The 23,882-nt window shown below is 69.2% G+C and carries 18 protein-coding genes; 12 read left to right on the top strand and 6 right to left on the bottom strand.

Annotated elements, in window-relative coordinates; translation table 11 throughout:
* The first annotated feature begins 201 nt into the window (after positions 1-201).
* On the top strand, positions 202-408 hold the full coding sequence (locus tag BTH_RS35805; RefSeq protein WP_080511574.1) for a hypothetical protein: 207 nt from the start codon (positions 202-204) through the stop codon (positions 406-408).
* Positions 401-2,668: a primosomal protein N' gene (locus tag BTH_RS28990; protein ID WP_025404150.1), complete on the top strand. Its 2,268-nt coding sequence runs from the start codon at positions 401-403 to the stop codon at positions 2,666-2,668. The genes BTH_RS35805 and BTH_RS28990 overlap by 8 nt, the downstream gene beginning before the upstream one ends.
* Positions 2,669-2,678: 10 nt before the next feature.
* Here BTH_RS28990 and BTH_RS28985 read toward each other — a convergent pair whose 3' ends face one another.
* On the bottom strand, positions 2,679-2,849 hold the full coding sequence (locus BTH_RS28985; protein WP_011402665.1) for a hypothetical protein: 171 nt from the start codon (positions 2,847-2,849) through the stop codon (positions 2,679-2,681).
* A gap of 283 nt (positions 2,850-3,132) precedes the next feature.
* Here BTH_RS28985 and putA point away from each other — a divergent pair, with 283 nt between their 5' ends.
* Both putA and BTH_RS28975 read left to right on the top strand, forming a co-directional pair.
* Entirely contained in the window at positions 3,133-7,062 is a 3,930-nt protein-coding gene (putA, locus tag BTH_RS28980) for a trifunctional transcriptional regulator/proline dehydrogenase/L-glutamate gamma-semialdehyde dehydrogenase (RefSeq protein WP_009910285.1), read from the top strand.
* An 84-nt stretch (positions 7,063-7,146) separates the two neighbouring features.
* On the top strand, positions 7,147-8,286 hold the full coding sequence (locus tag BTH_RS28975; protein ID WP_009906688.1) for a branched-chain amino acid ABC transporter substrate-binding protein: 1,140 nt from the start codon (positions 7,147-7,149) through the stop codon (positions 8,284-8,286).
* A gap of 199 nt (positions 8,287-8,485) precedes the next feature.
* Here the strand turns inward: BTH_RS28975 and BTH_RS28970 are convergent, their stop codons facing one another.
* Positions 8,486-10,027 carry a class I adenylate-forming enzyme family protein gene (locus BTH_RS28970; protein ID WP_009910284.1) on the bottom strand — a complete coding sequence of 514 codons (1,542 nt, stop codon included), beginning with the start codon at positions 10,025-10,027 and terminating at the stop codon, positions 8,486-8,488.
* A gap of 149 nt (positions 10,028-10,176) precedes the next feature.
* On the bottom strand, positions 10,177-11,817 hold the full coding sequence (locus tag BTH_RS28965) for an acyl-CoA dehydrogenase family protein (protein ID WP_011402663.1): 1,641 nt from the start codon (positions 11,815-11,817) through the stop codon (positions 10,177-10,179).
* Positions 11,818-11,863: 46 nt separating this feature from the next.
* On the opposite strand from BTH_RS28965, the gene BTH_RS28960 reads away from it, so the two are divergent.
* From BTH_RS28960 to BTH_RS28945, 4 genes are all read left to right on the top strand, one after another.
* Complete coding sequence (locus BTH_RS28960; RefSeq protein ID WP_009910276.1) at positions 11,864-12,562, top strand: TetR/AcrR family transcriptional regulator; 699 nt, start codon at positions 11,864-11,866, stop codon at positions 12,560-12,562.
* Between the two features lie 570 nt (positions 12,563-13,132).
* Positions 13,133-14,287, top strand: a complete 1,155-nt coding sequence (locus BTH_RS28955; RefSeq protein WP_009910274.1) for a pyridoxal phosphate-dependent aminotransferase — start codon at positions 13,133-13,135, stop codon at positions 14,285-14,287.
* A 56-nt stretch (positions 14,288-14,343) separates the two neighbouring features.
* On the top strand, positions 14,344-15,138 hold the full coding sequence (locus BTH_RS28950) for an ABC transporter substrate-binding protein (protein ID WP_009910273.1): 795 nt from the start codon (positions 14,344-14,346) through the stop codon (positions 15,136-15,138).
* Positions 15,135-15,461 carry an FAD-linked oxidase C-terminal domain-containing protein gene (locus BTH_RS28945; protein WP_011402662.1) on the top strand — a complete coding sequence of 109 codons (327 nt, stop codon included), beginning with the start codon at positions 15,135-15,137 and terminating at the stop codon, positions 15,459-15,461. Before BTH_RS28950 ends, BTH_RS28945 begins: the two co-directional genes overlap by 4 nt.
* Before the next feature lie 61 nt (positions 15,462-15,522).
* Here the strand turns inward: BTH_RS28945 and BTH_RS28940 are convergent, their stop codons facing one another.
* A complete protein-coding gene (locus BTH_RS28940) occupies positions 15,523-16,155 on the bottom strand; it encodes a PadR family transcriptional regulator (protein ID WP_009910271.1) in 633 nt (210 codons plus the stop codon).
* Between the two features lie 97 nt (positions 16,156-16,252).
* Positions 16,253-16,684, bottom strand: a complete 432-nt coding sequence (cadR, locus tag BTH_RS28935) for a Cd(II)/Pb(II)-responsive transcriptional regulator (protein WP_009906678.1) — start codon at positions 16,682-16,684, stop codon at positions 16,253-16,255.
* 82 nt (positions 16,685-16,766) lie between these two features.
* Here cadR and BTH_RS28930 point away from each other — a divergent pair, with 82 nt between their 5' ends.
* The 4 genes from BTH_RS28930 to BTH_RS28910 all read left to right on the top strand — a co-directional run bounded on the left by BTH_RS28930 (position 16,767) and on the right by BTH_RS28910 (position 22,036).
* A complete protein-coding gene (locus BTH_RS28930; protein WP_011402661.1) occupies positions 16,767-19,259 on the top strand; it encodes a heavy metal translocating P-type ATPase in 2,493 nt (830 codons plus the stop codon).
* 12 nt (positions 19,260-19,271) lie between these two features.
* Positions 19,272-19,688, top strand: coding sequence for a zinc ribbon domain-containing protein (locus tag BTH_RS28925; protein ID WP_009910265.1), 417 nt, complete (start codon positions 19,272-19,274; stop codon positions 19,686-19,688).
* Between the two features lie 237 nt (positions 19,689-19,925).
* On the top strand, positions 19,926-20,174 hold the full coding sequence (locus tag BTH_RS28920; protein ID WP_009910263.1) for a hypothetical protein: 249 nt from the start codon (positions 19,926-19,928) through the stop codon (positions 20,172-20,174).
* A 398-nt stretch (positions 20,175-20,572) separates the two neighbouring features.
* On the top strand, positions 20,573-22,036 hold the full coding sequence (locus tag BTH_RS28910; RefSeq protein ID WP_009910260.1) for a mechanosensitive ion channel: 1,464 nt from the start codon (positions 20,573-20,575) through the stop codon (positions 22,034-22,036).
* A 234-nt stretch (positions 22,037-22,270) separates the two neighbouring features.
* Here BTH_RS28910 and BTH_RS28905 read toward each other — a convergent pair whose 3' ends face one another.
* Positions 22,271-23,419 carry an acyltransferase family protein gene (locus BTH_RS28905; protein ID WP_025404149.1) on the bottom strand — a complete coding sequence of 383 codons (1,149 nt, stop codon included), beginning with the start codon at positions 23,417-23,419 and terminating at the stop codon, positions 22,271-22,273.
* Between the last annotated feature and the right edge of the window lie 463 nt (positions 23,420-23,882).

The raw sequence follows: 23,882 nt of genomic DNA, 5'->3' as shown, positions 1-23,882 counted from the left end.
GCGCAAACGCGACTAAACAGGGCGCAAGCGCCCGTCCGATGGTGCTCTTCTGCTTGTCAAGACTTGACTTATGCACATTTCCCACGTTGCAGCGCGGTAGAGGGCGGGTTCGGCGAGCGGGCCGCGCTATGACGGTGGAAATTGGATAGCAGCCTTGTTGGATAAGGCTTCCCGGCCGGCTCGCCGAATCGCGAAAAAGCAGTGGATGGCCGGAGGCAACGCCATTTCGCGGTCGTCAAGGGCGAGTTCTCAACAAAGTTATCCACAGGATCGGCGGACGCGCCGCGATTCTTAATGAGAATCCAAAACTTAGCGCCGAAAGTGATGTTTCACTTTAACTTCGCGAGCGTCATGGGTGTCTGGCCTGCCGGGCATGCCGGCATTCGGCGGTGCCGCACCGATGGCTGACGCGTTCGTGCGCGTCGCGCTCGATCATCCGCTGCCGACGCTGTTCGATTACCGCTATCGCGGCGACGCCCCGGCCGCGCCGGGAATGCTCGTGCAGGTGCCGTTCGGCCGGCGCAGCGCGGTCGGGCTCGTGTGCGAAGTGACCGCTCACACGGACGTTCCCGCGAACAAGCTGAAGGCGGTCGACGCAGTCTGCGCGGAGCTGCCGCCGCTGTCGCGGCGGTGGCTCGACCTCGTCGCGTTCGCGGCCGACTACTATCAGCGCGGACTCGGCGAAGTCGCGCTGCCCGCGCTGCCTCAGGCGCTGCGCGACGTGACGCGCTGGGGACGGCTGCTCGCGCCCGAGTTGCGCTACCGGCTGCTCGATGCCGGCCGCGCCGCGCTGCCGGCCGCGCTGCCCGCGCGCGGCGCGGCGCTGCGCCGGCTCGCGCAGGCGCTCGCGGACGCGCCCGCGCTGTCGCTCGCCGAGGTGCGCGCGCTGCACCCGAAGGCCGTCGCGGTGCTCGACGAGTGGCAGGCGCAAGGCTGGGCCGCATGCGACGAGATCGCGATCACGCATGCGCACGCGCAGTTCGTCGGCAACCCGGCGCCGATCGCCGGATGGCGCGCGGTTGCGTCGCGGCCGCAACTGACCGATCAGCAGGCCGACGCGCTCGACGCGATCGCGTCGGCGGACGGCTTCGTGCCGTTCCTGCTGCACGGCGTGACGGGCAGCGGCAAGACCGAGGTGTATCTGCGCGCGCTTGCCGCGCTGCTCGAGCGGCGGTCCGACGCGCAGGCGCTCGTCCTCGTGCCCGAGATCAACCTGACGCCGCAGTTCGAGGCGGCATTCCGAGCGCGCTTCGCGGCGACGCTGCCCGCCGATGCGATCGTCACGCTGCATAGCGGCCTTGCCGAAGGCGAGCGCGCGCGCCACTGGCTCGCCGCGCATACCGGCCGTGCGCGGATCGTGCTCGGCACGCGGCTCGCGGTGCTCGCGTCGCTGCCGGCGCTCGCGATGATCGTCGTCGACGAGGAGCACGAGCCGGCCTACAAGCAACAGGAAGGGTTGCGCTATTCGGCGCGCGATCTCGCCGTGTGGCGGGCGAAGCAGTGTGCGATTCCGGTCGTGCTCGGCTCGGCGACGCCGTCGCTCGAAACCTGGTGGCAGGCCGAGCAGGGCCGCTACCGGCGCCTCACGCTGACGAAGCGCGCGGTCGCCGATGCGGCGCTGCCGACGGTGCGGCTCGTCGATCTCGAGGAGGAGCGGCGGCGCGGGCGCGGGTCGATCGGCGGGCTGTCGGGGCCGCTCGTCGCCGCGTTGAAGGCGCGGCTCGAGCGCGGCGAGCAGAGCCTCGTGTTCCTGAACCGGCGCGGCTATGCGCCCGCGCTCGCATGCGACGCGTGCGGCTGGGTCGCAGGCTGCCCGCGATGCAGCGCGTACGTCGTGATGCACAAGCCCGAGCACGCGGTGCGCTGCCACCACTGCGGCTGGGAGGCGCGGATTCCGCGGTCGTGCCCGGAATGCGGAAACGTCGACATCGCGCCGCTCGGCCGCGGCACGCAACGCGTCGAGGAGACGCTCGCGCTCGCCGTGCCGGGCGCGCGGGTCCTGCGTATCGATGCGGACAGCACGCGCCGCAAGGGCAGCGCGCAGGCGCTTTTCTCGGACGTGCACGCGGGCGAGGTCGACATACTCGTCGGCACGCAGATGATCGCGAAGGGGCACGATTTCCAGCGGGTGTCGCTTGTCGGCGTGCTGAACGCGGATACCGCGCTCTTCTCGCACGATTTCCGCGCGAGCGAGCGGCTATTCGCGCAACTGATGCAGGTGAGCGGCCGCGCGGGGCGCGCGGGGCTGCCGGGCGAGGTGCTGATTCAGACGCGCTACCCGCGCCACGCGCTCTATCACGCGCTCGCGCGTCAGGATTACGTGGGGTTCGCCGGCGCGACGCTCGGCGAGCGGCGCGACGCGCATCTGCCGCCGTTCGTCTATCAGGCGCTGTTACGCGCCGAGGGGCGCACGCTCGAGGCGGCGCTCGTGTTCCTGCAGCAGGCGGCCGACGCTTTTTCGGCGCTGCCGGGCGCGGAGCGCGTGACTGTCTATGACGCCGTGCCGATGACGATCGTCAAGGTGGCGAACGTCCACCGGGCGCAACTGTTGATCGAGAGCGCGTCGCGCGCGGCGCTTCAGCACACGCTGCGCGCGTGGCAGCCGCTGTTGCGCGAGCTGAAGGGCGTGCTGCGCTGGAGCGTCGAGGTCGATCCGCTCGACATCTGACGCCGGCGCGTCACTCGTGCGCTTCGCGCAGGCCGGGAATCCGCGCGCGGCGCTTGCCTTTCTTCGCGCCGTGCGCGTACCCGAGCGCCTGGAAGAACACCGCCGACGCGCGGTGCACAAATACGATCGCGCCCGCGATCCACGCGGCCAGCACGATGCCGATCACTACCCATCCATCCATCTACGTTCTCCTTCGCGTCCGCCGACAGCGGGTGCGCGCGAATCCGATATCACGCCAGATTGCCACGGAAATCGAGCCGGTAAAACTGACAGGATCAGGGAAAATACCGATTGTCCAAAGTGGTGCGGGCGATCCGCCTTTTTGCATAACGCATTGATAATAAAGGGAATTGTTTGGGTGCAACCGGGTGCGTAATTTGGTTGCACCTTTTTATTGAGTGCCTTACGATTTTGCGATCTTTTAAAGTCCTTGGCCGGCATCGGGCCGGCGCTAGAAGAAAATCATGGCAAGCACCACACTGGGCGTCAAAGTCGACGATCTGCTTCGCGCGCGTTTGAAGGACGCGGCGTCGCGGCTCGAGCGCACTCCTCACTGGCTGATCAAGCAGGCGATCTTCGCGTATCTCGAGCGGATCGAGCACGGACAGCTCCCGCCGGAGCTGTCCGGCCACACGGGCATGGCCGACCTGTCCGACGGCCACGCCGACGGCGATGAAGACGGCGCGCCGCACCCGTTCCTCGAATTCGCGCAGAACGTGCAGCCGCAGTCGGTGCTGCGCGCGGCGATCACGGCCGCATACCGGCGGCCGGAGCCCGAGTGCGTGCCGTTCCTGATCGGCGAGGCGCGGCTGCCCGCGAGCCTCGCGCCGGACGTCCAGTCGATGGCGGCGGGCCTCGTCGAGGCGCTGCGCGAGAAGAGCTCGGGCGGCGGCGTCGAGGGGCTGATCCACGAATTCTCGCTGTCGAGCCAGGAAGGCGTGGCGCTGATGTGCCTCGCCGAGGCGCTGCTGCGGATTCCCGACCGCGCGACCCGCGACGCGCTGATCCGCGACAAGATCAGCAAGGGCGACTGGCGCTCGCATGTCGGCCACGCGCCGTCGCTGTTCGTCAACGCGGCCACCTGGGGCCTGATGATCACGGGCAAGCTCGTCACGACGAACAGCGAGGCGGGCCTGTCGTCGGCGCTCACGAGGCTGATCGGCAAGGGCGGCGAGCCGCTGATCAGGAAGGGCGTCGACATGGCGATGCGCCTGATGGGCGAGCAGTTCGTCACGGGCGAGACGATTTCCGAAGCGCTCGCGAACAGCCGCAAGTACGAGGCGCGCGGCTTCCGCTACTCGTACGACATGCTCGGCGAGGCGGCGACGACCGAGGAGGACGCGCTGCGCTACTACGCTTCGTACGAGCAGGCGATCCATGCGATCGGCAAGGCGGCGGGCGGCCGCGGCATCTACGAAGGCCCGGGTATCTCGATCAAGCTTTCGGCGCTGCACGCGCGCTACTCGCGCTCGCAGCAGGAACGCACGATGAACGAGCTGCTGCCGCGCGTGCGCTCGCTCGCGCTGCTCGCGCGCCGCTACGACATCGGCCTGAACATCGACGCCGAGGAGGCGGACCGGCTCGAACTGTCGCTCGATCTGCTCGAGGCGCTGTGTTTCGATTCGGAGCTCGCCGGCTGGAACGGCATCGGCTTCGTCGTGCAGGCGTACCAGAAGCGCTGCCCGTTCGTGATCGACTACCTCGTCGATCTCGCGCGCCGCAGCCGCCATCGCCTGATGATCCGCCTCGTGAAGGGCGCGTACTGGGATTCCGAGGTCAAGCGCGCGCAGGTGGACGGCCTCGAAGGCTATCCGGTCTACACGCGCAAGATCTACACCGACGTGTCGTACCTCGCATGCGCGAAGAAGCTGCTCGCCGCGCCGGACGCCGTCTATCCGCAGTTCGCGACGCACAACGCGTACACGCTCGCCGCGATCTATCACCTCGCGGGCCAGAACTATTACCCCGGCCAGTATGAATTCCAGTGCCTGCACGGAATGGGCGAGCCGCTGTACGAGGAAGTCACCGGCCGCGACAAGCTGAACCGCCCGTGCCGCGTATACGCGCCCGTCGGCACGCACGAGACGCTGCTCGCGTACCTCGTGCGCCGCCTGCTGGAAAACGGCGCGAACACGTCGTTCGTGAACCGCATCGCCGACAAGACCGTGTCGGTGAAGGAGCTGGTCGCCGATCCGGTCGAGGAAGCCGCGAAGGTCGTGCCGCTCGGCGCGCCGCACGCGAAGATTGCGCTGCCGCGCGAGCTGTACGGCGCGTCGCGCGTCAACTCGATGGGCCTCGATCTGTCGAACGAGCACCGGCTCGCGTCGCTGTCGTCGGCGCTGCTCGCGAGCGCGCATCACCCGTGGCGCGCCGCGCCGATGCTCGCCGACGACGCGCTCGCGCACGCCGAGCCGCGCGACGTGCGCAATCCGGCCGATCTGCGCGACGTGGTCGGCACGGTCAGCGAGGCGACGCCCGAAGAGGTGGGCGCGGCGCTCGCGCACGCGGTCGCGGCCGCGCCGATCTGGCAGGCCACGCCGGTGGACGCGCGCGCCGACTGTCTCGCGCGCGCGGCGGACCTCCTCGAAGCGCAGATGCACACGCTGATGGGCCTGATCGTGCGCGAGGCGGGCAAGTCGCTGCCGAACGCGATCGCCGAGATCCGCGAAGCGGTCGATTTCCTGCGCTACTACTCGGCGCAGATCCGCGACGAGTTCTCGAACGACACGCACCGCCCGCTCGGCCCCGTCGTCTGCATCAGCCCGTGGAACTTCCCGCTCGCGATCTTCATGGGCCAGGTGGCCGCCGCGCTTGCGGCCGGCAATACGGTGCTCGCGAAGCCGGCCGAGCAGACGCCGCTGATCGCCGCGCAGGCGGTGCGCCTGCTGCGCGACGCCGGCGTGCCGGCGGGCGCGGTGCAACTGCTGCCCGGCAACGGCGAGACGGTCGGCGCGGCGCTCGTCGCCGATCCCCGCACGCGCGCGGTGATGTTCACCGGCTCGACCGAAGTCGCGCGCCTCATCAACAAGACGCTGTCGTCGCGCCTCGATCCGGACGGCAAGCCGATTCCGTTGATCGCCGAGACGGGCGGCCAGAACGCGATGATCGTCGATTCGTCGGCGCTCGCCGAGCAGGTTGTCGCCGACGTGCTGCAGTCGTCGTTCGACTCGGCCGGTCAACGCTGTTCGGCGCTGCGCGTTCTGTGTCTGCAGGACGACGTCGCGGACCGCACGCTGACGATGCTCAAGGGCGCGATGCGCGAGCTCGCGCTCGGCAATCCGGACCGGCTGTCGGTGGACGTCGGCCCGGTGATCGACGCCGACGCGAAGCGCACGATCGATGCGCACATCGCGGCGATGAAGGACAAGGGGCATGCGGTCACGCAGCTCGAGATGCCGGAAGCGTGCGCGCAGGGCACGTTCGTGCCCCCGACGATCATCGAGATCGGCAACGTCGACGAACTGAAGCGCGAGGTGTTCGGCCCGGTGCTGCACGTCGTGCGCTATCGCCGCAGCGGCCTCGACAAGCTGCTCGAGCAGATCCGCGCGACGGGCTACGGCCTGACGCTCGGCATCCACACGCGGATCGACGAGACGATCGCGCACGTGATCTCGCGCGCGCACGTCGGCAACATCTACGTGAACCGCAACGTGATCGGCGCGGTGGTCGGCGTGCAGCCGTTCGGCGGCGAAGGGCTGTCGGGCACGGGGCCGAAGGCGGGCGGCGCGCTGTATCTGCAGCGCCTGCTCGCGACACGCCCGGCCGGGCTGCCGCGCTCGCTCGAGGCGTCGCTCGTCGCCGATGCGCCGCAGGAAGGCGAGACGCGCGATAATCCGTCCGCCGCGTTGACCGCGCTGCGCGACTGGCTGATCGAGCAGCGCGAGCCGGCGCTCGCCGCGCGCTGCGACGGCTACCTGTCGCACGTGCTCGCGGGCGCAACCGCGGTGCTTTCGGGGCCGACGGGCGAGCGCAATACGTATACACTCGGCGCACGCGGCACGGTGCTCTGCATCGCGGCGACGGCGAGCGGCGCGCGCGCGCAGTTCGCGGCGGTGCTCGCCACGGGCAACCGCGCGCTCTTCGCGAGCGCGGCGGGCGAGGCGCTCGCGGCGGCGCTGCCGGCGCCGCTGAAGGCGCATGCGGCCGTGAGGAAGCAGGCGGACGCGGCGTTCGACGCGGTGCTGTTCGAGGGCGACAGCGACGAGTTGCTCGCGCTCGTGAAGGAAGTCGCGCAGCGCCCCGGGCCGATCGTGTCGGTGCAGGGCGTCGCGGCGGGCGCGTTCGAGAACGGCGGCGACGAAGACTACGCGCTCGAGCGGCTCCTCACCGAGCGCTCGGTGAGCGTGAACACCGCGGCGGCAGGCGGCAATGCGAATTTGATGACGATTGGCTGAGCAATCCTTGCCCTTCGATTCAAGAAACGGAAGCGGCAAGGCGAACCCGAAGTCGCTCCATTTACCCTGGTACTAGGAGAAGATATGCAACACACGATGAAAAAGCTGGCAGGCGCGACGTTCGTCGCGGTCATGTCGCTCGCGGGGACGGCGCATGCGGATGACGTCAAGATCGGCTTCGCGGCGCCGATGACGGGTGCGCAGGCGCACTACGGCAAGGATATGCAGAACGGGATCGTGCTCGCGATCGAGGACATCAACGCGACGAAGCCCGTGATCGGCGGCAAGCCGGTGAAGTTCGTGCTCGACACCCAGGACGACCAGGCCGACCCGCGCACCGGCACGACGGTCGCGCAGAAGCTCGTCGACGACGGCATCAAGGGCATGCTCGGCCACTTCAATTCGGGCACGACGATTCCCGCCTCGCGCATTTACGCGAACGCGGGCATCCCGCAGATCGCGATGGCGACGGCGCCCGAATACACGCAGCAAGGCTACAAGACGACGTTCCGGATGATGACGTCCGACACGCAGCAGGGCTCGGTCGCGGGCGCGTTCGCGGTGAAGGATCTCGGCATGAAGAAGATCGCGATCGTGGACGACCGCACGGCGTACGGCCAGGGCCTCGCCGACCAGTTCGAGAAGGCTGCGAAGGCGGCGGGCGCGACGATCGTCGACCGTGAATTCACGAACGACAAGGCTGTCGACTTCAAGGCGATCCTGACGAAGCTGAAGGCCGCGAAGCCGGATCTCGTCTACTACGGCGGCGCGGATTCGCAGGCCGCGCCGATGGCCAAGCAGATGAAGTCGCTCGGCGTCACGGCGCCGCTGATGGGCGGTGAAATGATGCACACGCCGACGTTCCTGAAGATCGCGGGCAGCGCGGCGGAAGGCTCGATCGCGTCGCTCGCCGGTCTGCCGCTCGCCGAAATGCCCGGCGGCAAGACCTACGAGGACAAGTACAAGAAGCGCTTCGGCGAAGACGTGCAGACGTACTCGCCGTACGCCTACGACGGCGCGATGGCGATGTTCAACGCGATGAAGAAGGCGAACTCGACCGATCCGGCGAAGTACCTGCCGCTGCTCGCGAAGACCGACATGGCGGGCGTCACGTCGACGCACATCGCGTATGACGCGAAGGGCGACCTGAAGAACGGCGGCATCACGATGTACAAGGTCGAGAAGGGCGAGTGGAAGCCCCTGAAGAGCATCGGCGGCAAGTAAGCGCCGCGCGGCGTGGCGCGGGCGTCGCGTAGCGGCGTTCGCGGCGCGCTTCGATGCCGATGTCGGTATCGACGAACCCCGGGTCTGCGCTCGCAGATCCGGGGTTTTGTTTTTTGCGGTTTTCCGGTTGCGTGGTCGAGTGGTCGAGCGGTTTTGTGGTTTCGCGCACGGAGGCCGAAGCACGCGGTGCGCCGCCGTGTCATGCGCCGCCGCGCGCGCGCAGCAGGTACTTCTGGAGCTTGCCCGTCGGCGTGCGCGGCAGGCGCTCGGCGAACACGTATTCGCGCGGAATCTTGTACGCGGCGAGGCGCGTCGCGCAGAACGCGCGCAGCGCGTCGGCGTCGACCGCGCGTTCGCCATCAGGCGCGCGGTCGGCGCTGCCCGCTCCGCGCAGCACGACGTGCGCGATCACCGTCTCGCCCCATTGCGGATGCGCGCGGCCGATCACGGCCGCCTCCGCGACGGCCGGATGTTCGGTCAGCACATCCTCGACTTCCTTCGAATACACGTTCTCGCCGCCCGTCACGATCATGTCCTTGATCCGGTCGACGACGAACAGGTAACCGTCGTCGTCGACGCGCGCGACATCGCCGCTGCGGTGCCAGCCGTCGTCGTCGAACGCGGCGCGCGTCGCGTCGGGGTCGTCGAGATAGCCGAGCATCATGCTGTCCGCGCGCAGCCGGATTTCGCCGATCTCCCCCGGCCGCGCGACGTCGCCCACCGCGGTCACGACCCGCACGTCGACGCCCGGCGTGCCCTGTCGGCCGATCGAGCCCGCCTTCATCGTCTGCTCGAACGGATGGAGCACGGTGCCGGCGGGCCCCGTCTCGGTCATGCCGTACACCTGATAGAACGCCTCGCTGCGATACGCGCGCATCAGCCGGCGCGCGAGCGCCGCGCCGATCGGCCCGCCGCCGTACAGCCAGGCCCGCACGCTCGTGAGATCGAACGACGCGAAATCGGCGATCGTGTCGAGCGGCAGCGTGTACGACACAGGTGCGCCGAAGTACAGCGTCGCCTGCTCGGCCTCGACGGTCTGCAAAAAGCGCAGCGGATGATATTCGCGCATCAGCACGACGGTGCCGCCCACGTACAGCGTGCCGCCGAACCAGTTGTTCAGCGGCGACGCGTGCCAGATCGGCATCGCCATCAGCGTGCGCTCGCGCTCGGTCATCGACAGCGCGAGCGCGCTCGTCGCGGCGGCGAGCGCGACTGTCCGGTGGCTGTGCATGCAGCCTTTCGGGCGGCCCGTGGTGCCCGACGTGTAGAGAATTTCGGCGAGCGCCGCGTCGTCGGGCGTGCCGGACGCGATGCCGGGCGCATCGGCGACGAGGCGGTCGAACGGCGCGGCGCCGGCTGCGTCGCCTTCGGTCACGAGGCGCAGCGCGCCGTGCCCGACGCCCGCGAGCACGGGCGCGAGCGCCGCGTCGAACAGCACCGCGCGGCTCGCGCTGTGCCGCAGGATGTGGTCGACTTCCGGGGCCTGCAGCTTGTGATTGACCGGCACGACGACCGCGCCGATGCGCCACGCGCCGAGCAGCAGATCGAAGAACGCGGGCGTGTTCAGGCACATCGCGGCAACGCGTTCGCCCGGCGCGATGCCGAGCGACGCGAGCACCTCGGCCGCGCGCCGCGAGCGCTGCTGCATCTGCCGATACGTGATCGTCGCGCCGTCGTCGCGCAGGAACGGCTTGTCGGGCGTCGCGCGTGCGGCGCGCTCGAGTGCGGCGATCAGGTTCATGGCGTCGTGCTCCGTTCGTGCGGTGGGCGGTCGTTCGGATGGAGGCGGCGCGCCGGGCGGCGGTCGGCTGCGCCCGGCGCGCCGCGCGTGGCTTCGACGAAATCGGCGCGGCCGAACGCAGGCGCTGCTGCCGTGCGCGCCGCGCGCGGTCACGCGGCGTACGCGCGCTGCAGCAGCGCGGCGACGTCGACGCGCCGCGCATCGAGCGCGCCCGTCACGCGGCCCCACGCCGGCTCGCCGAAGCGCGTCGCGATGAAGCCTTCGCTGACGGTGGCGGGTGCCGCATCGATCAGCAGGCACGCCTGCGCGACGAGCGCGATGCGTTGCGCGAGCACGCGGCCGAGCGCTTCGAGCGCGTCGGGCGGCGTGCCGAGCAGCGCGCGCAGCGCGTCGAGCTCCGCGCGAATCCGCGCATCGTGGCCGCCGAGCGCGCGCAGCTCGTCGGCGAGCGCGTGCGCCGCGTCCGGCTCGCGCGAGATCGCGCGCATCACGTCGAGGCACATCACGTTGCCCGAGCCTTCCCAGATCGAATTGACGGGTGCCTCGCGAAACAGCCGCGCGATCGGGCCGTCGTCGACATAGCCGTTGCCGCCGAACACTTCCATCACTTCGCCCGCCGCCTCGACCGCGCGCTTGCAGACCCAGAATTTCGCGGCTGGCGTGACGATGCGCGTCCACGCCGCCTCGCCGCGCTCGAACGCCTGCGCGAGCCGCATCGCGAGCGCGAGCGCCGCCTCGCTCTCGAGCGCGAGATCGGCGAGCACCGCGCGCATCAGCGGCTGCTCGGCGAGCGCGCGGCCGAACGCGTGACGCTGCCGCGCGTACGCGATCGCCTGCACGAGCCCCTGACGCAGGATCGCCGCGCTGCCGAGCACGCAGTTCAGCCGCGTGTAGGTGGCCATCTCGATGATCGTCGGAATGCCGCGGCCTTCTTCGCCGAGCATCACGCCCCATGCGTCGTCGAGCTCGATTTCGCTGCTCGAATTGCTGCGGTTGCCGACCTTGTTCTTCAGCCGCTGAATGCGCACCGCGTTCTTCGTGCCGTCCGGCCGCCAGCGCGGCACGTAGAAGCACGACGGGCCGCCCGATTCGGTGCGCGCGACGACGAGGTGCGCGTCGCACATCGGCGCGGAGAAGAACCATTTGTGGCCGCGCAGCAGATGCTCGCCGCCGCGGCCGCCCACGCCGACGGGCACGGCGAGCGTCGTGTTCGCGCGCACGTCCGAGCCGCCCTGCTTTTCGGTCATGCCCATGCCGATCATGATCGACTGTTTCGTGTCGATCGGCGCGTCGCGCGGATCGTGGACATCGCTGTAGAGCTTGTCTTTCAACTGCGCCCACAGCGCGGGCTCCTTTTGCAGAACGGGGATGCTCGCCTGCGTCATCGTCGCCGGGCACAGCGTGCCCGCCTCGATCTGGCCGTGCAGGTAGAAGCCCGCCGCGTTTGCCGCCCAGCGCCCGGCGCGCGATTCGCGGAACGCGAGCGAGATCAGGCCCTGTTCGCGATAGAGGCCGAGCAGCGCGTGCCAGCTCGGATGAAAATCGACGCGGTCGATCCGGCGGCCGCGGCGGTCGAACGCGTTCAGCTCGGGCACGTGGCGGTTCGCGTCCTCGGCCTGCTGCGCGGTGTCGCGCGCGCCGAGCCGCGCGCCGAACGCGTCGAGCCGCGGCGCGGCCCACGACGCGCCCGCGCGTTCGAGCGCTTCGCCCAGCGCCGGGTCGGTGGCGAAGAGGTTATAGTCGGTCAATTCGTCGAACTGGTTGCTCACCTCGTGGGTCGACCAGGCCATGATGGGCGTCTCCTTGTCGTTGTTCGGCTCGATCAGGTTAGCAAAGATGACTTCGCGACATGTTCAGGTTTGGGCGCCGCGCGAGAAGCCGATCGCGCAGCCGCAGCCGGCCTTGCGCCGCCGTCCGCGGCAGCGCCGCGCGCACGCGAGTTCGCAGGCGTTGCAGGAGGCCTTTGTTCGGGTTTTGCTCGAGCGCGGCTACGCGAAGGCGACGATTCGCGAGATCGCCGCGGTCGCGGGCGTGAGCGTCGGCACGTTTTACGAGTATTTCGGCGACAAGGAGAGCCTCGCCGCGCTCACGATCCATCATTACGTGAAGGCGCTCGCGGCGCGGATGCGCACGGTCGTCGATGCGCGGCGCGGCGCGGATTGCCGGGCTGTCGCGGCCGCGCTCGTCGAGGCGCAGATCGATGCGCTCGCGCAGGACGCTCGCGTGTGGGCCGCGATGTTGACGATCGAGCGCACGGTTTCGCCGATCGGCGCGTATCGCCGGCATTACGACGATTACGTCGCGTTGTGGCGCGATGCGCTCGCCGGCGCGAGCGACGCGCCGGCCGATGCGCGGCTCGACGTGACGGCGCGCGTCGCGCATGCGCTGTGCTACGGGTGGGTGTCGCAATCGCTGCTGATGCAGGGCGCGGACGTCGACGTCGCGCAATTGCGCGGCGAGCTGCATCGGGCGGTGGACGCGTATCTCGCGGCCTCGGCGGCCGGCGGCGCGGGAGGCCGCGCGGCGGGCGGGTGAATCGCGGGGCTTGCCGTCGAAGTCCCGGAGGCCCGCGTTTGCGCGATGCGCGCCGGTGGCCTGCCGTTGGCGGACGCGGCGGCGGCGATCCCGGCGCGTTTGGCGAAGGTTTCCCCTTTTGATCGGCGAATTTCGTCGGGCTTCGAGGTTTCATTTGCCGATGCGCCGATGCGCCGATGCGCCGACACGCCGACACGCCGACCGGCCGATTCGTTGATCCTCGCGTCGCCGAGCGGCCGGGCATCGGGCGGCATACGCGAGGCTGCAACCCGCCCGGGCGGCCGAAGCTGAATCCGCCCCCGGTCATCCGCCTCGACCCCATTGCGACAACCGTTCACCACCGACGCCCGTCCGTCCGAAGCCGCGCGCCGGCACTTCGAACGCGCATCGTGCCGGGCGACATCGCGCTTGATTCCGCCAAGCGCCCCATCGGCATGAGCCATGAGTTTTTCTCATGTCCGCCATGACGAACTTTCGATTGTCTCCGGATATTGGCTCGGGCCAAATCGGCATCGTTGCCCCGCGCGCCGCCGATAGCCGGCGCGCGCGCCCGCGAGCCAAGGAGGATTCATGCAGAGCGCCGCCGCGCCCCGTTCGAAGCTGCCCGACGTCGGCACGACGATCTTCACCGTCATCGGTCAGCTCGCCGCCGAGCACCAGGCGTTGAATCTGTCGCAGGGCGCGCCGAGCTTCGCGCCCGATCCGGCGCTCGTCGAGCGCGCCGCTCGCGCGATGCGCGACGGGCACAACCAGTACGCGCCGATGGCGGGCGTCGCCGCGCTGCGCGACGCGCTCGCCGTCAAGACCGAGCGCCTGTACGGCGGGCGCTACGATCCGGACTCCGAAGTCACCGTCGTCGCGAGCGCGAGCGAGGGGCTCTACGCGGCGATCAGCGCGCTTGTTCATCCGGGCGACGAGGTGATCTACTTCGAGCCGTCGTTCGACAGCTACGCGCCGATCGTCCGGCTGCAGGGCGCGACGCCCGTCGCGATCAAGCTGTCGCCCGACGGCTTTCGCGTGAACTGGGACGAGGTGGCCGCGAAGATCACGCCGCGCACGCGGATGCTGATCGTCAACACGCCGCACAACCCGAGCGCGACGATCCTCGGCGACGCCGACATCGCGCACCTTGCGCGGCTCACCGCGGGCACCGACATCGTGGTGCTGTCCGACGAGGTGTACGAGCACGTCGTGTTCGACGGCGCGCGCCACCACAGCATGGCGCGTCATCGCGCGCTCGCCGAGCGCAGCGTGATCGTGTCGTCGTTCGGCAAGTCGTATCACGTGACGGGCTGGCGCGTCGGCTACTGCCTTGCGCCCGCCGAGCTCACGCGCGAGCTGCGCAAGGTCCATCAGTTCATGACGTTCGCGGCCGATACGCCGATGCAGCACGCGTTCGCCGAAGCGCTCGCCGAGCCGGCGAGCTATCTCGAGCTCGGCGCGTTCTACGAGCGCAAGCGCGACCTGCTCGCGAGCGAGCTTGCCGGCTCGCGTTTCGAACTGCAGCGCAGCGAGGGCTCGTTCTTCATGCTCGCGCGCTTTCGGCACTTTTCCGACGAATCGGATGCCGACTTCGTGCTGCGCGCGATTCGCGACGCGCGCGTCGCGACGATTCCGCTATCCGCGTTCTACGCGGACGGCACGAACACCGGCTGCATCCGCTTGAGCTTTTCGAAGGACGACGCGACGCTGATCGAAGGCGCGCGCCGTCTGCGCAGCCTCTGACTTGACGCGCCCGTCGCGCCGATCCGGACAAGACCCGACCTCCAGGAGAATCATCGATGAAACGACTGCAATTCCGGCTCGCGCTCGCCTGCGCATTGAGCGTCGCCGCGGGGGCCGGCGCGGCGCGCGCCGACGTTTCGCAAACGCTGCGCTTCGGTCTCGAGGCGCAATATCCGCCGTTCGAATCGAAGGCGGCGAACGGCGAGCTGCAAGGCTTCGATATCGACGTCGGCAACGCCGTCTGCAAGGAGGCGAAGCTCGCGTGCAAATGGGTCGAGACGTCGTTCGACGGACTGATCCCGGCGCTGCAGGGCCGCAAGTTCGACGCGATCAATTCGGCGATGAACGCGACCGACCAGCGCCGTCAGGCGATCGACTTCACGACGGTGATCTATCGCGTGCCGACGCGACTGATCGCGCGCGCGGACAGCGGCCTCGCGCCGACGCCGGAATCGTTGAAGGGCAAGCGGGTGGGCGTGCTGCAGGGCTCGATTCAGGAGACGTATGCGAATGCGCACTGGGCGGGAGCGGGCGTGCAGGTCGTCGCGTATCAGGACCAGAATCAGGCTTACTCGGATCTCACGGCGGGCCGCCTCGACGGCACGCTCGTGCTCGCGCCCGCGGGCCAGCGCGGTTTCCTGTCGCGGCCGGACGCGAAGGGCTTCGCGTTCGTCGGGCAAGCGGTGCGCGACGACAAGATCCTCGGAAGCGGGATCGCGTTCGGGCTGCGCAAGGGCGACGAAGCGCTGAAGCTGCGCCTGAACGCCGCGATCGACAAGCTGAAGGCGGACGGCACCGTGAAGGCGCTCGGCCGCAAGTATTTCGGCGATATCGACATCTCGACGAAGTGACGGAGGCGGCGCGCTGCGACGCCGCGCTTCGCGTGCGCTGGGCGCATGCGGCGTGCCCGTGCTTCGGGCATGTCGGCGACGGCAACGTGCACGTCGGCGTGCCGCTCGCCGATTCGCCGGCGTATGGCGCGAACAGCGTCGAGCGCGCCGTCTACGAGATCGCGCGCGAGATGGGCGGATCGATATCGGCCAAGCATGGGATCGGCCGGCTCAAGCGGCCGTTTCTCGGGTATTCGCGCAGCGCCGCCGAGATCGGCGTGATGCGGACGATGAAGGGGGCGCTCGATCCGCTCGGGATCTCGAAGCTTGGAAAGGCGTTGTAGCTGTCGGGGGGCGATCGCGGTGATTGTCGCGTCCGGCTCTCCGGGCGATCCTCCTGCCCGCTTATTCCGAATCCGGCGAATCCGCCTGCGCGAACCGTGCGGCGACCTCGCGCAGCCAAGCCTCGCTCCACGTGAGCGCGCCCACCTTCAGATGCTCGACCACGCTGCGCACCCAATCGAGCTCGGCTTCCAGGGTCGCTCGCATCAGCTCGCCGTCGAGCAGGAAGAGTCGCGGAATCTGCATCGCGAGCGCGGCGTCCTGCGTTTCGTCCAGGCGGGCCAGCTCGGCTTCGAGCGCGGCGGCGCGTGCCTCGAGCTGGCGGCGGGCATCGTCCGCGGACAGCAGCGGCAGCACCGATAGCGCGGCCGGAAACGACGGAAACTCCCGTGCCGGCTGCGCGAGCTGCTCGCGCAGCCACATGCGCGCGGTGTCGCGGCCGACGTCGGTGATGTCGTAGACCGTGCGTTCCGGAAACGCGCCGTCGCGCTCGGTCTCGCGCACGGCGATCAGCGCGTCGCGCTGCAGGCGCTCGATCGTCTGGTAGAGGCTGTTGCGCTGCTTGACGTTGACCACCTCGTCCTTGCCGCGCAGCTTGATGAGTTGCTGGATTCGGTATGCGTGCATCGGCGCTTCGGTGAGCATCGCGAGCACGACGAGCGCAAGCGGAGAGTATCGAGACGCGTATTGAGCCATAACATGAGTAGTTAACTAATTTCTAGTCATGTTATGGCTAGGAATAAAAGAACGCAAGCCGTACAACGCCCGCCAGCCGGGCATCCGCGGCGGCACGTCAGCCGACGTGCGAGCGCTTGCCCGGCATGTTCGGCGTTTCCATCGTCGCGAGGCCGTGCACGATTCCGCAGTCCTCGACCGCATGCTCGCCCTGGCACCGTTCGCGCAATTCGATCAATTGCGTGCGCAAGTGCTGCAGTTCGGCAAGCCGCGTGTTGACGTGACCGATGTGCTCGTCGAGCAGCGCGTTGACCGAATCGCAGCGATCCGCCGGATCGTCGGTGAAGCGCAACAGTGCGCGGATCTCGTCGTGCGTCATGTCGAGGGCGCGGCAATTGCGGATGAAGCGCAGCCGCTCGACATGCGCGTCGGTGTAGTGGCGGTAGTTGGAATCGGTCCGTTCCGCGCCCGGCATCAGCCCCTCTTTTTCGTAGAAACGAATCGTCTCGGGCGTGCACCGCGCCGCTTTCGCAAGTTCGCCGATCTTCATTCGAATCTCCTTACAAAAAGGGTTGACCTTGTAGTCACTTCAAGGTGTTAACTGTACACCGTCAGTCACTGAGGAGGTTGCCATGACCGAGGCCACCCGGGCCGAAAACCGGCCGCGAACGCCCGAATCCCATCGCGACGGCGCGCATTCGGATGATGCGCGCGTTTCGGCGCGCGCCGACGGCTGCTGCTCGCACGATCACCCGAACGGCGACTTCGAAACGCAGGCAAATCATGCGGCGCAATCACATGATCGCGATTCGAGCGGCCACGGGCATGCTCCCGGTTCGCACGCGAACGACGACCATCCGCACGACCACGACCACGACCACGACCACGACCACGACCACGACCACGCCGGCTCGGCGTGCTGCGCCCCCGCGCCGGTCGCGTTCGCGCCGCTGCCCGGCGCGCGACAGGCCGCCGACGGCCGCGTGCGCTCGGCGTTCCGGATCATGCAGATGGACTGCCCGACCGAGGAGGCGCTGATCCGCAAGAAGCTCGGCGGAATGTCCGAAGTCGCGGCGCTCGAATTCAATCTGATGCAGCGGATGCTGACGGTCGATCACACGCCAGGCGCGGAAGCCGGCATCGCCGCCGCGATCCGCTCGCTCGGCATGACGCCCGAGCAGGCGGGCGCCGGCGCGCCGGGCCGGCCCGCCGCATCCGCGCAGGCCGATGCGCCGCGCCCGTGGTGGCCGCTCGCGGTCGCGGGCGTTGCGGCGGCCGCCTCCGAGGCGGCCACCTGGCTGCAACTTCCGGTGTGGCTCGCCGCCGCGCTTGCGCTCGCCGCGGTGGCGACCTGCGGCCTCGGCACGTATCGCAAGGGCTGGATCGCGCTCACCAACGGCAACCTGAACATCAATGCGCTGATGAGCATCGCGGTGACGGGGGCGATGGCGATCGGCCAGTGGCCCGAGGCCGCGATGGTGATGGTGCTCTTCACCGTCGCCGAGCTGATCGAGGCGCGTTCGCTCGACCGCGCGCGCAACGCGATCCAGAGCCTGATGCGCCTTGCGCCCGATACCGCGACGGTCAAGCAGCCCGACGGCACGTGGCAGCCGGTCGACGCGGCGCAGGTCGCGCTCGGCGCGGTCGTGCGCGTGAAGCCCGGCGAGCGGATCGGCCTCGACGGCGAAATCGTCGCCGGCCGCTCGACCGTCAACCAGGCGCCGATCACGGGCGAAAGCCTGCCCGTCGAGAAGGCCGAGGGCGACGCGGTATACGCGGGCACGATCAACGAGGCCGGCTCGTTCGAATATCGGGTGACGGCGGTCGCGAGCAACACGACGCTCGCGCGGATCATTCATGCGGTCGAGGAGGCGCAGGGCTCGAAGGCGCCGACGCAGCGCTTCGTCGACAGCTTCGCGCGCATCTATACGCCGATCGTGTTCGCGATCGCGCTCGTCGTTGCGATCGCGCCGCCGCTCCTGCTCGACGGCGCGTGGCGCGACTGGATCTACCGCGCGCTCGTGCTGCTCGTGATCGCGTGTCCGTGCGCGCTCGTGATCTCGACGCCCGTCACGATCGTGTCGGGGCTCGCGGCGGCCGCGCGGCGCGGGATTCTCGTGAAGGGCGGCGTGTACCTCGAGCAGGGGCGCAGACTCGCGTGGCTCGCGCTCGACAAGACGGGCACGATCACGCGCGGCAAGCCGGTGCAGACCGATTTCGAGATGCGTGCGGCCGATGTCGACGCCACGCACGTGCGGCGGCTCGCCGCGAGCCTCGCCGCGCGCTCGGATCACCCGGTTTCGCAGGCGGTCGCGGCGGCGGCCGCGGCCGAAGCCGGCACGGGCGACGCCGCCCGCGCGACGAGCACGCCGTTCCTCGATGTCGCCGATTTCGAGGCGATCCCCGGCCGCGGCGTGCGCGGCAAGATCGGCGGCGCGCCGTACTGGCTCGGCAATCATCGCCTCGTCGAGGAGCTCGAATGCTGCACGAGCGAGCTCGAAACGCGCCTCGACGAGCTCGAGCGGCAGGGCAAGACGGTCGTGATGCTGATCGACGGCGCGCGCGTGCTCGGCCTGTTCGCGGTGGCCGATACGGTGAAGGACACGAGCCGCGCGGCGGTCGCCGAACTGCACGCGCTCGGCATCAAGACCGCGATGCTGACGGGCGACAACCCGCACACCGCGCAAGCGATCGCGCAGCAGGTCGGCATCGACGATGCGCGCGGCAACCAGTTGCCGCAGGACAAGCTCGCCGCCGTCGACGAACTCGCGGCCGGCGGCCGCGCAGTCGGCATGGTTGGCGACGGGATCAACGACGCGCCGGCGCTCGCGCGCGCCGGCATCGGCTTCGCGATGGGCGCGATGGGCACCGACACCGCGATCGAGACGGCCGACGTCGCGCTGATGGACGACGACCTGCGCAAGATCCCGGCGTTCGTGCGGCTTTCACGCTCGACGCACCGCGTGCTCGTGCAGAACATCGCGTTCGCGCTCGTCGTGAAGGCCGTGTTCGTCGGCCTCACGGTTGCGGGGATGAGCACGATGTGGATGGCGGTGTTCGCCGACGCGGGCGCGAGCCTCATCGTCGTCGGCAACGGTCTGCGGCTGCTGCGCCGCGGTCAATGAACGGAGGCGGCGATGGATTGGCTCAAGTGGATCGTCGGCGGGCGACATCATGGATACGGCGGCCAACGCGGCCGTCATGACGGCGGGGCGGGCGGCGGGCACGGTCACGGCTACGACGATCGCGGCGGCCATGGCGGCCGCGGCGGTCACGGCCACGGCGGCTACGGTTGGGGCCGTCAGGACACGCAACGCGGCGGCGGCTGGGACCGCACGCGTGACGGCGCGCCGCTTCGCGGCGAACCGAGCGCGCCCGCGCAGCGCGCCGCGTGCGCGAAGTGCGGCTCGATCAACGGCGCGGACGCGAAGTTCTGCGCGCAATGCGGCGCATCGCAGACGCCGCCCGCATGCGGCGCATGTCGCGCGCCGCTCGATGTGTCGGCGCGCTTCTGTCCGCAGTGCGGGACGACCGTCTTGCCGCAGCGCGGATGACGGGCGACGCCGGGCCGCGCGCTATGCGGCTCATGCGGTTTCGCCTGCATCGATAGCGTCGCCAGGCAGCTTCGCGATCGTTCGGACCGAGACCGGGCGCGATGTGCGCCGACACCGTTCGGATCGAGTTGCTCGGCGGCCGCATAGGCCGCAATGGACAGGTCGCAATAGCCGCCACGGACGTGGGGCGGAGGCGGTCGCAATCGAGATCGGGGCAAGCGTGCGAACCAGCGTAGGTTGCGCTTCCGCGCAGGCGCGAGCGAGGCCGAGATCTCGGGATTGGCGCACGAAACGCCCGGCGGCGCGTCATTCGCACCGCCGCGCGTTTTCGCAGGATCGCGGCATTATCGCGACAGTATCGCGGACGCGCGCGGCGCGCGCTTCACCATCCGCGCGACGGATCGCCCTGCAAGTACCGGGCCTGTCATCGAGCGCGACGCCTATTCGGGCTCGCGCGGCATCGCGGGCGAATCGGGCGCGCGGTGAACGGCGTCGTTCACATTCTTCCATCTCTCACCAATCGCGCGGTTCGTTGCAAGCCTGCAGTTCGCCGATGCGAATCGCGCCTCGCGCGCCCGTGCCGAACGCGACATTCGCGCACGCGAACCCTTCGTTACGCCAACGAATTGCGTCGATCCGCGCGCGAACGCCGGCCTTCGTTTCATCGGGCGCGAGTATGCGCGGCCCATCGCCGCACCGCGCAGGGGCGCGATTTTTACTAGCAGGATTGATCCCTTAGATTAAAGTTCGAGTACAGTGAAGCACGATTGAAGCCGTCATCGTTCCCCGTGTAAGGTCGCCGGCTGCGGAGATCCGTTTTCTTCGGAGTCCGCAGGTTGTTCGTCGAGGTCCAACGCAACATCACGCTTTTCGGGAGAGAACATATGGATTCATCCAGTTTCCTGACGTCGATGCAAAGCACGCTCGGCGTTTATCTGCCCAAGATCGCGGGCGCGCTCGGCATCCTGGTCGTCGGCTGGCTGATCGCCGTGATCGTCCGGGCCGGCGTGCGCCGCCTGCTGAGCGCGCTGAAAGTCGACGCGCGCATCGCCGAAAGCACGGGCCAGGGCGCGCAGGTGGAGCGCATCATCGCGGGCGGCCTGTTCTGGCTCGTCCTGCTCGTGACCGCGGTCGGCATCTTCAACGTGCTGAACCTTTACGCGATCTCGAATCCGTTCTCGCTGCTCGTCACGAAGATCATCAACTATCTGCCGAACCTGATCGGCGGCGCGGCGCTCACGCTCGTCGCGTGGCTGATCGCTTCGCTGCTGCGCAGCCTCGCGGACAAGACGCTGAAGGCGAGCAAGATCGACAGCAAGCTGTCGGAGACGGCGGGGATGCGGCCGATGAGCGCCTACCTCGGCGACGTGCTGTTCTGGCTCGTGATCCTGATGTTCATTCCGGCGATCCTCGCCGCGTTCGACCTGAACGGCCTGCTGTCGCCCGTGCAGGGAATGATCGACAAGATTCTCGCGATCGTGCCGAACGTGTTCGCCGCGGCCGTGATCGGCTTCGTCGGCTGGCTCGTCGCGCGCATCCTGCGCGGGCTCGTCACGAACCTGCTCGTCGCGGCGGGCGCCGACCGGCTCACGCAAAGCGTCGAGAGCCCGACGCCCGTGAAGATCTCGAATCTCGTCGGCACGGTCGTCTTCATCTTCGTGTTCGTGCCGACGCTGATCTCCGCGCTCGACGCGCTGAAGATAGAAGCGATCTCGCGGCCCGCGACCGACCTGCTCGGCCAGTTCCTCAATGCGGTGCCCGACATCGTCGCGGCGGTCGTGATCGTGCTCGTCACGTTCTACGTCGCGCGCTTCGTCGGCGCGCTCGTGCAGAAGCTGCTCGTCGCCGCGGGCGTCGACGGCCTGCCCACGATGCTCGGCGTCGAGCGCGTGTTCACCGGAATGCTGCAGCCGTCGGCGCTCGCCGGCCGGCTGATCGTGTTCTTCGCGATGCTGTTCGCGACGGTCGAGGCCGCGAACCGGCTCGGCTTCACGCAGGTGCGCGACGTCGTCACGCTGTTCATCGAGTTCGGCGGGCACGTGCTGATGGGCGGCGTGATTCTCGTGATCGGGTTCTGGCTCGCGGGCCTTGCGCGCCGCGTGATCGAGCAGGCCGACAACGAGCACAGCCGGCTGTTGTCGCGCATCGCGCAGTTCGCGATTCTCGGCCTCGTGTTCGCGATGGGGCTGCGCGCGATGGGCATCGCGAATGAGATCGTGCAGCTCGCGTTCGGCCTCGTGCTCGGTGCGATCGCGGTCGCGATCGCGCTGTCGTTCGGGCTCGGCGGCCGCGAGGCGGCGGGCAAGCTGCTCGACCGCTGGTTCAATCAGCGCGGCGGGCAGGAATGACGCGGGCGCGCTGACGACAGGCGGGCGATCGCGCGGCGGTCGTCCGTGCCGCGGCGCGTTTCCGTCATGTTCGCGGTGTTGTGCCGCGCCGGCCGACTTCGCCGCTGGTGCGACGGCTATCGCGTCGTCGTATCGACGGTCGTGCACGCATGCGGCGACGGCGCGTTCCGGCATCGCGTCCCGGATTCGCCGCGTGCGCGGATCGGTTAGCGTTCCTGATGACCGAGCCGGTGCTCAGGCCGCGTCCGCGTTGCCGATCCGGACTTTGTCGGGCGCGATCGCATGGCTGGCCGGCAGCGGCGGGAAGCCGGCGAGCCGTGCCGCTCCCGAACGCAGCGCGAGCGCATACAGCAGCATGGGGCCGGCGACGCCCGCGAGCGTGCCGAGCGCGAGCTGCACGCCGACGTCGACGATGCCGATCTTGACGAGCGCGATGCGCGTCGCGGCGGTCGCGAGGATGTGCGCGAGATAGATCGGCATCGACGCGAAGCCGACGTATTCGAGCCACGACGGGCGACGCGCGGGCGAGCGCCGCGCCGCATCGCCGCGCTGTGTCGCGCGATACGCGGCGAGCAGCACGAGCGCGCTGCCCGACAGCGCGGCGGGCAGCGCCCAGACGCTGTCCGACCCGCCGAAGCGATGCGCGAACGCGACCGTCGCGGCGAACGTCGCCGCGACGACGACGAGCGCGAGCCCGTTCGACGCGCGCTCGACGAGCGCGGGCAGCGTGTCGCCGATCAGCATCCCGAGCGCGAAGAACGGGAAGTACGCGAGCGTCATCGATACGATGCCCCACTGCGTCGCGGAGCCGGCGACGAACGCGACGATGGCGAGCCCGCCGATCGCGAGCGCGATGAGCGCGACGGGCACGTAGGTCACGATGAGCGGCGCGCGCGCATGCGCGGCGTCCGCGCCATTCGCGCCGCCGCGCGCCGCCATGCGCGGCGCGACGATCGACGCGCTCCACGCGATCAGCATGCAGATGAAAAGCGCGTACAGGAACCAGAACTGCCCGAACGGCCGCCAGCCGATCGCAAGCAGGTCGTTCGGCGTGAACGCGTGATTCATTCCGTGCGACGACAGCGCGATCTGCACCGCGCCTTGCAGCAGCGACCAGACGAAGTAGGGATAGAGGATCGTGCGCAGCTTCGCGAGCAGGAAGACGTCGCCCGCGCGTTGCAGCGATTTCGGCACGTGCAGCCCGGACAGCAGGAAGAAGAGCGGCATGTGGAACGTGTAGATCGTGTAGTCGGTCGCGGCGAGCAAGGCGCTCGGCCAGCCGGCCGGCACGAGGCCGGCCGCGAACAGGCCGCGCAGCACGTGGCCGAATACGACGAGGATGATGCCCGCGCCCCGAGCGGTATCGAGATAGGAGTCCCGCATGATCTGAATGATTGGAATGGTCGTTCGTGGGTAAGCCGTGCGCTGCTCGAAGACGGCGCGCGGAACGCTTGCTGCGTGCGGGCAATGTAGGCGGGCGCGCGACGGCGGTCTGTCTGCCGGACGACATAAGTTCGCCGTCGCGCCATGCCGCCCGAGGCGGCCGATGCAGCCGATGCGCCCGATGCGCCCGATGCGGACGAACGGCGAAAGGTGGACGGACCGCGGGCGGGCGCGGCCGTCGGGGCGCGCGTCGCCGCGCGTTCGATACGGCATCGCTCGATCTCTCATCCGCCGCGATCCCGCCCCGCCCAAGCGGGTTTCACACGCACGCCGGCCGCCGGAAATATTTTCGTATGCGAAATGAAAGCGCGGACGTTTGCCGATTTTCGATAACACGTCGATTAATGACTCACTAGCATCGATTCTCAGTGGCGGGGCGGGCCGATCTCGGCGCCGGGCGCCG

This window comes from Burkholderia thailandensis E264 (assembly GCF_000012365.1).
Classification (GTDB): domain Bacteria; phylum Pseudomonadota; class Gammaproteobacteria; order Burkholderiales; family Burkholderiaceae; genus Burkholderia; species Burkholderia thailandensis.
Note: the sequence above shows the minus strand (reverse complement) of the source record. Positions and strands in the feature narration are given on the sequence as shown.

Excerpts from the sequence above, each read along its gene's own strand:
- BTH_RS28985 (WP_011402665.1), bottom strand. The coding sequence starts at position 2,849 with ATGGATGGATGGGTAGTGATCGGCATCGTGCTGGCCGCGTGGATCGCG.
- BTH_RS28975 (WP_009906688.1), top strand. The coding sequence starts at position 7,147 with ATGCAACACACGATGAAAAAGCTGGCAGGCGCGACGTTCGTCGCGGTC.
- putA (WP_009910285.1), top strand. The coding sequence starts at position 3,133 with ATGGCAAGCACCACACTGGGCGTCAAAGTCGACGATCTGCTTCGCGCG.
- BTH_RS28910 (WP_009910260.1), top strand. The coding sequence starts at position 20,573 with ATGGATTCATCCAGTTTCCTGACGTCGATGCAAAGCACGCTCGGCGTT.
- BTH_RS28955 (WP_009910274.1), top strand. The coding sequence starts at position 13,133 with ATGCAGAGCGCCGCCGCGCCCCGTTCGAAGCTGCCCGACGTCGGCACG.
- BTH_RS28990 (WP_025404150.1), top strand. The coding sequence starts at position 401 with ATGGCTGACGCGTTCGTGCGCGTCGCGCTCGATCATCCGCTGCCGACG.
- BTH_RS28965 (WP_011402663.1), bottom strand. The coding sequence starts at position 11,817 with ATGGCCTGGTCGACCCACGAGGTGAGCAACCAGTTCGACGAATTGACC.
- BTH_RS28925 (WP_009910265.1), top strand. The coding sequence starts at position 19,272 with ATGGATTGGCTCAAGTGGATCGTCGGCGGGCGACATCATGGATACGGC.
- BTH_RS28905 (WP_025404149.1), bottom strand. The coding sequence starts at position 23,419 with ATGCGGGACTCCTATCTCGATACCGCTCGGGGCGCGGGCATCATCCTC.
- BTH_RS28970 (WP_009910284.1), bottom strand. The coding sequence starts at position 10,027 with ATGAACCTGATCGCCGCACTCGAGCGCGCCGCACGCGCGACGCCCGAC.
- cadR (WP_009906678.1), bottom strand. The coding sequence starts at position 16,684 with ATGAAGATCGGCGAACTTGCGAAAGCGGCGCGGTGCACGCCCGAGACG.
- BTH_RS28960 (WP_009910276.1), top strand. The coding sequence starts at position 11,864 with ATGACTTCGCGACATGTTCAGGTTTGGGCGCCGCGCGAGAAGCCGATC.
- BTH_RS28940 (WP_009910271.1), bottom strand. The coding sequence starts at position 16,155 with ATGGCTCAATACGCGTCTCGATACTCTCCGCTTGCGCTCGTCGTGCTC.
- BTH_RS28950 (WP_009910273.1), top strand. The coding sequence starts at position 14,344 with ATGAAACGACTGCAATTCCGGCTCGCGCTCGCCTGCGCATTGAGCGTC.
- BTH_RS28930 (WP_011402661.1), top strand. The coding sequence starts at position 16,767 with ATGACCGAGGCCACCCGGGCCGAAAACCGGCCGCGAACGCCCGAATCC.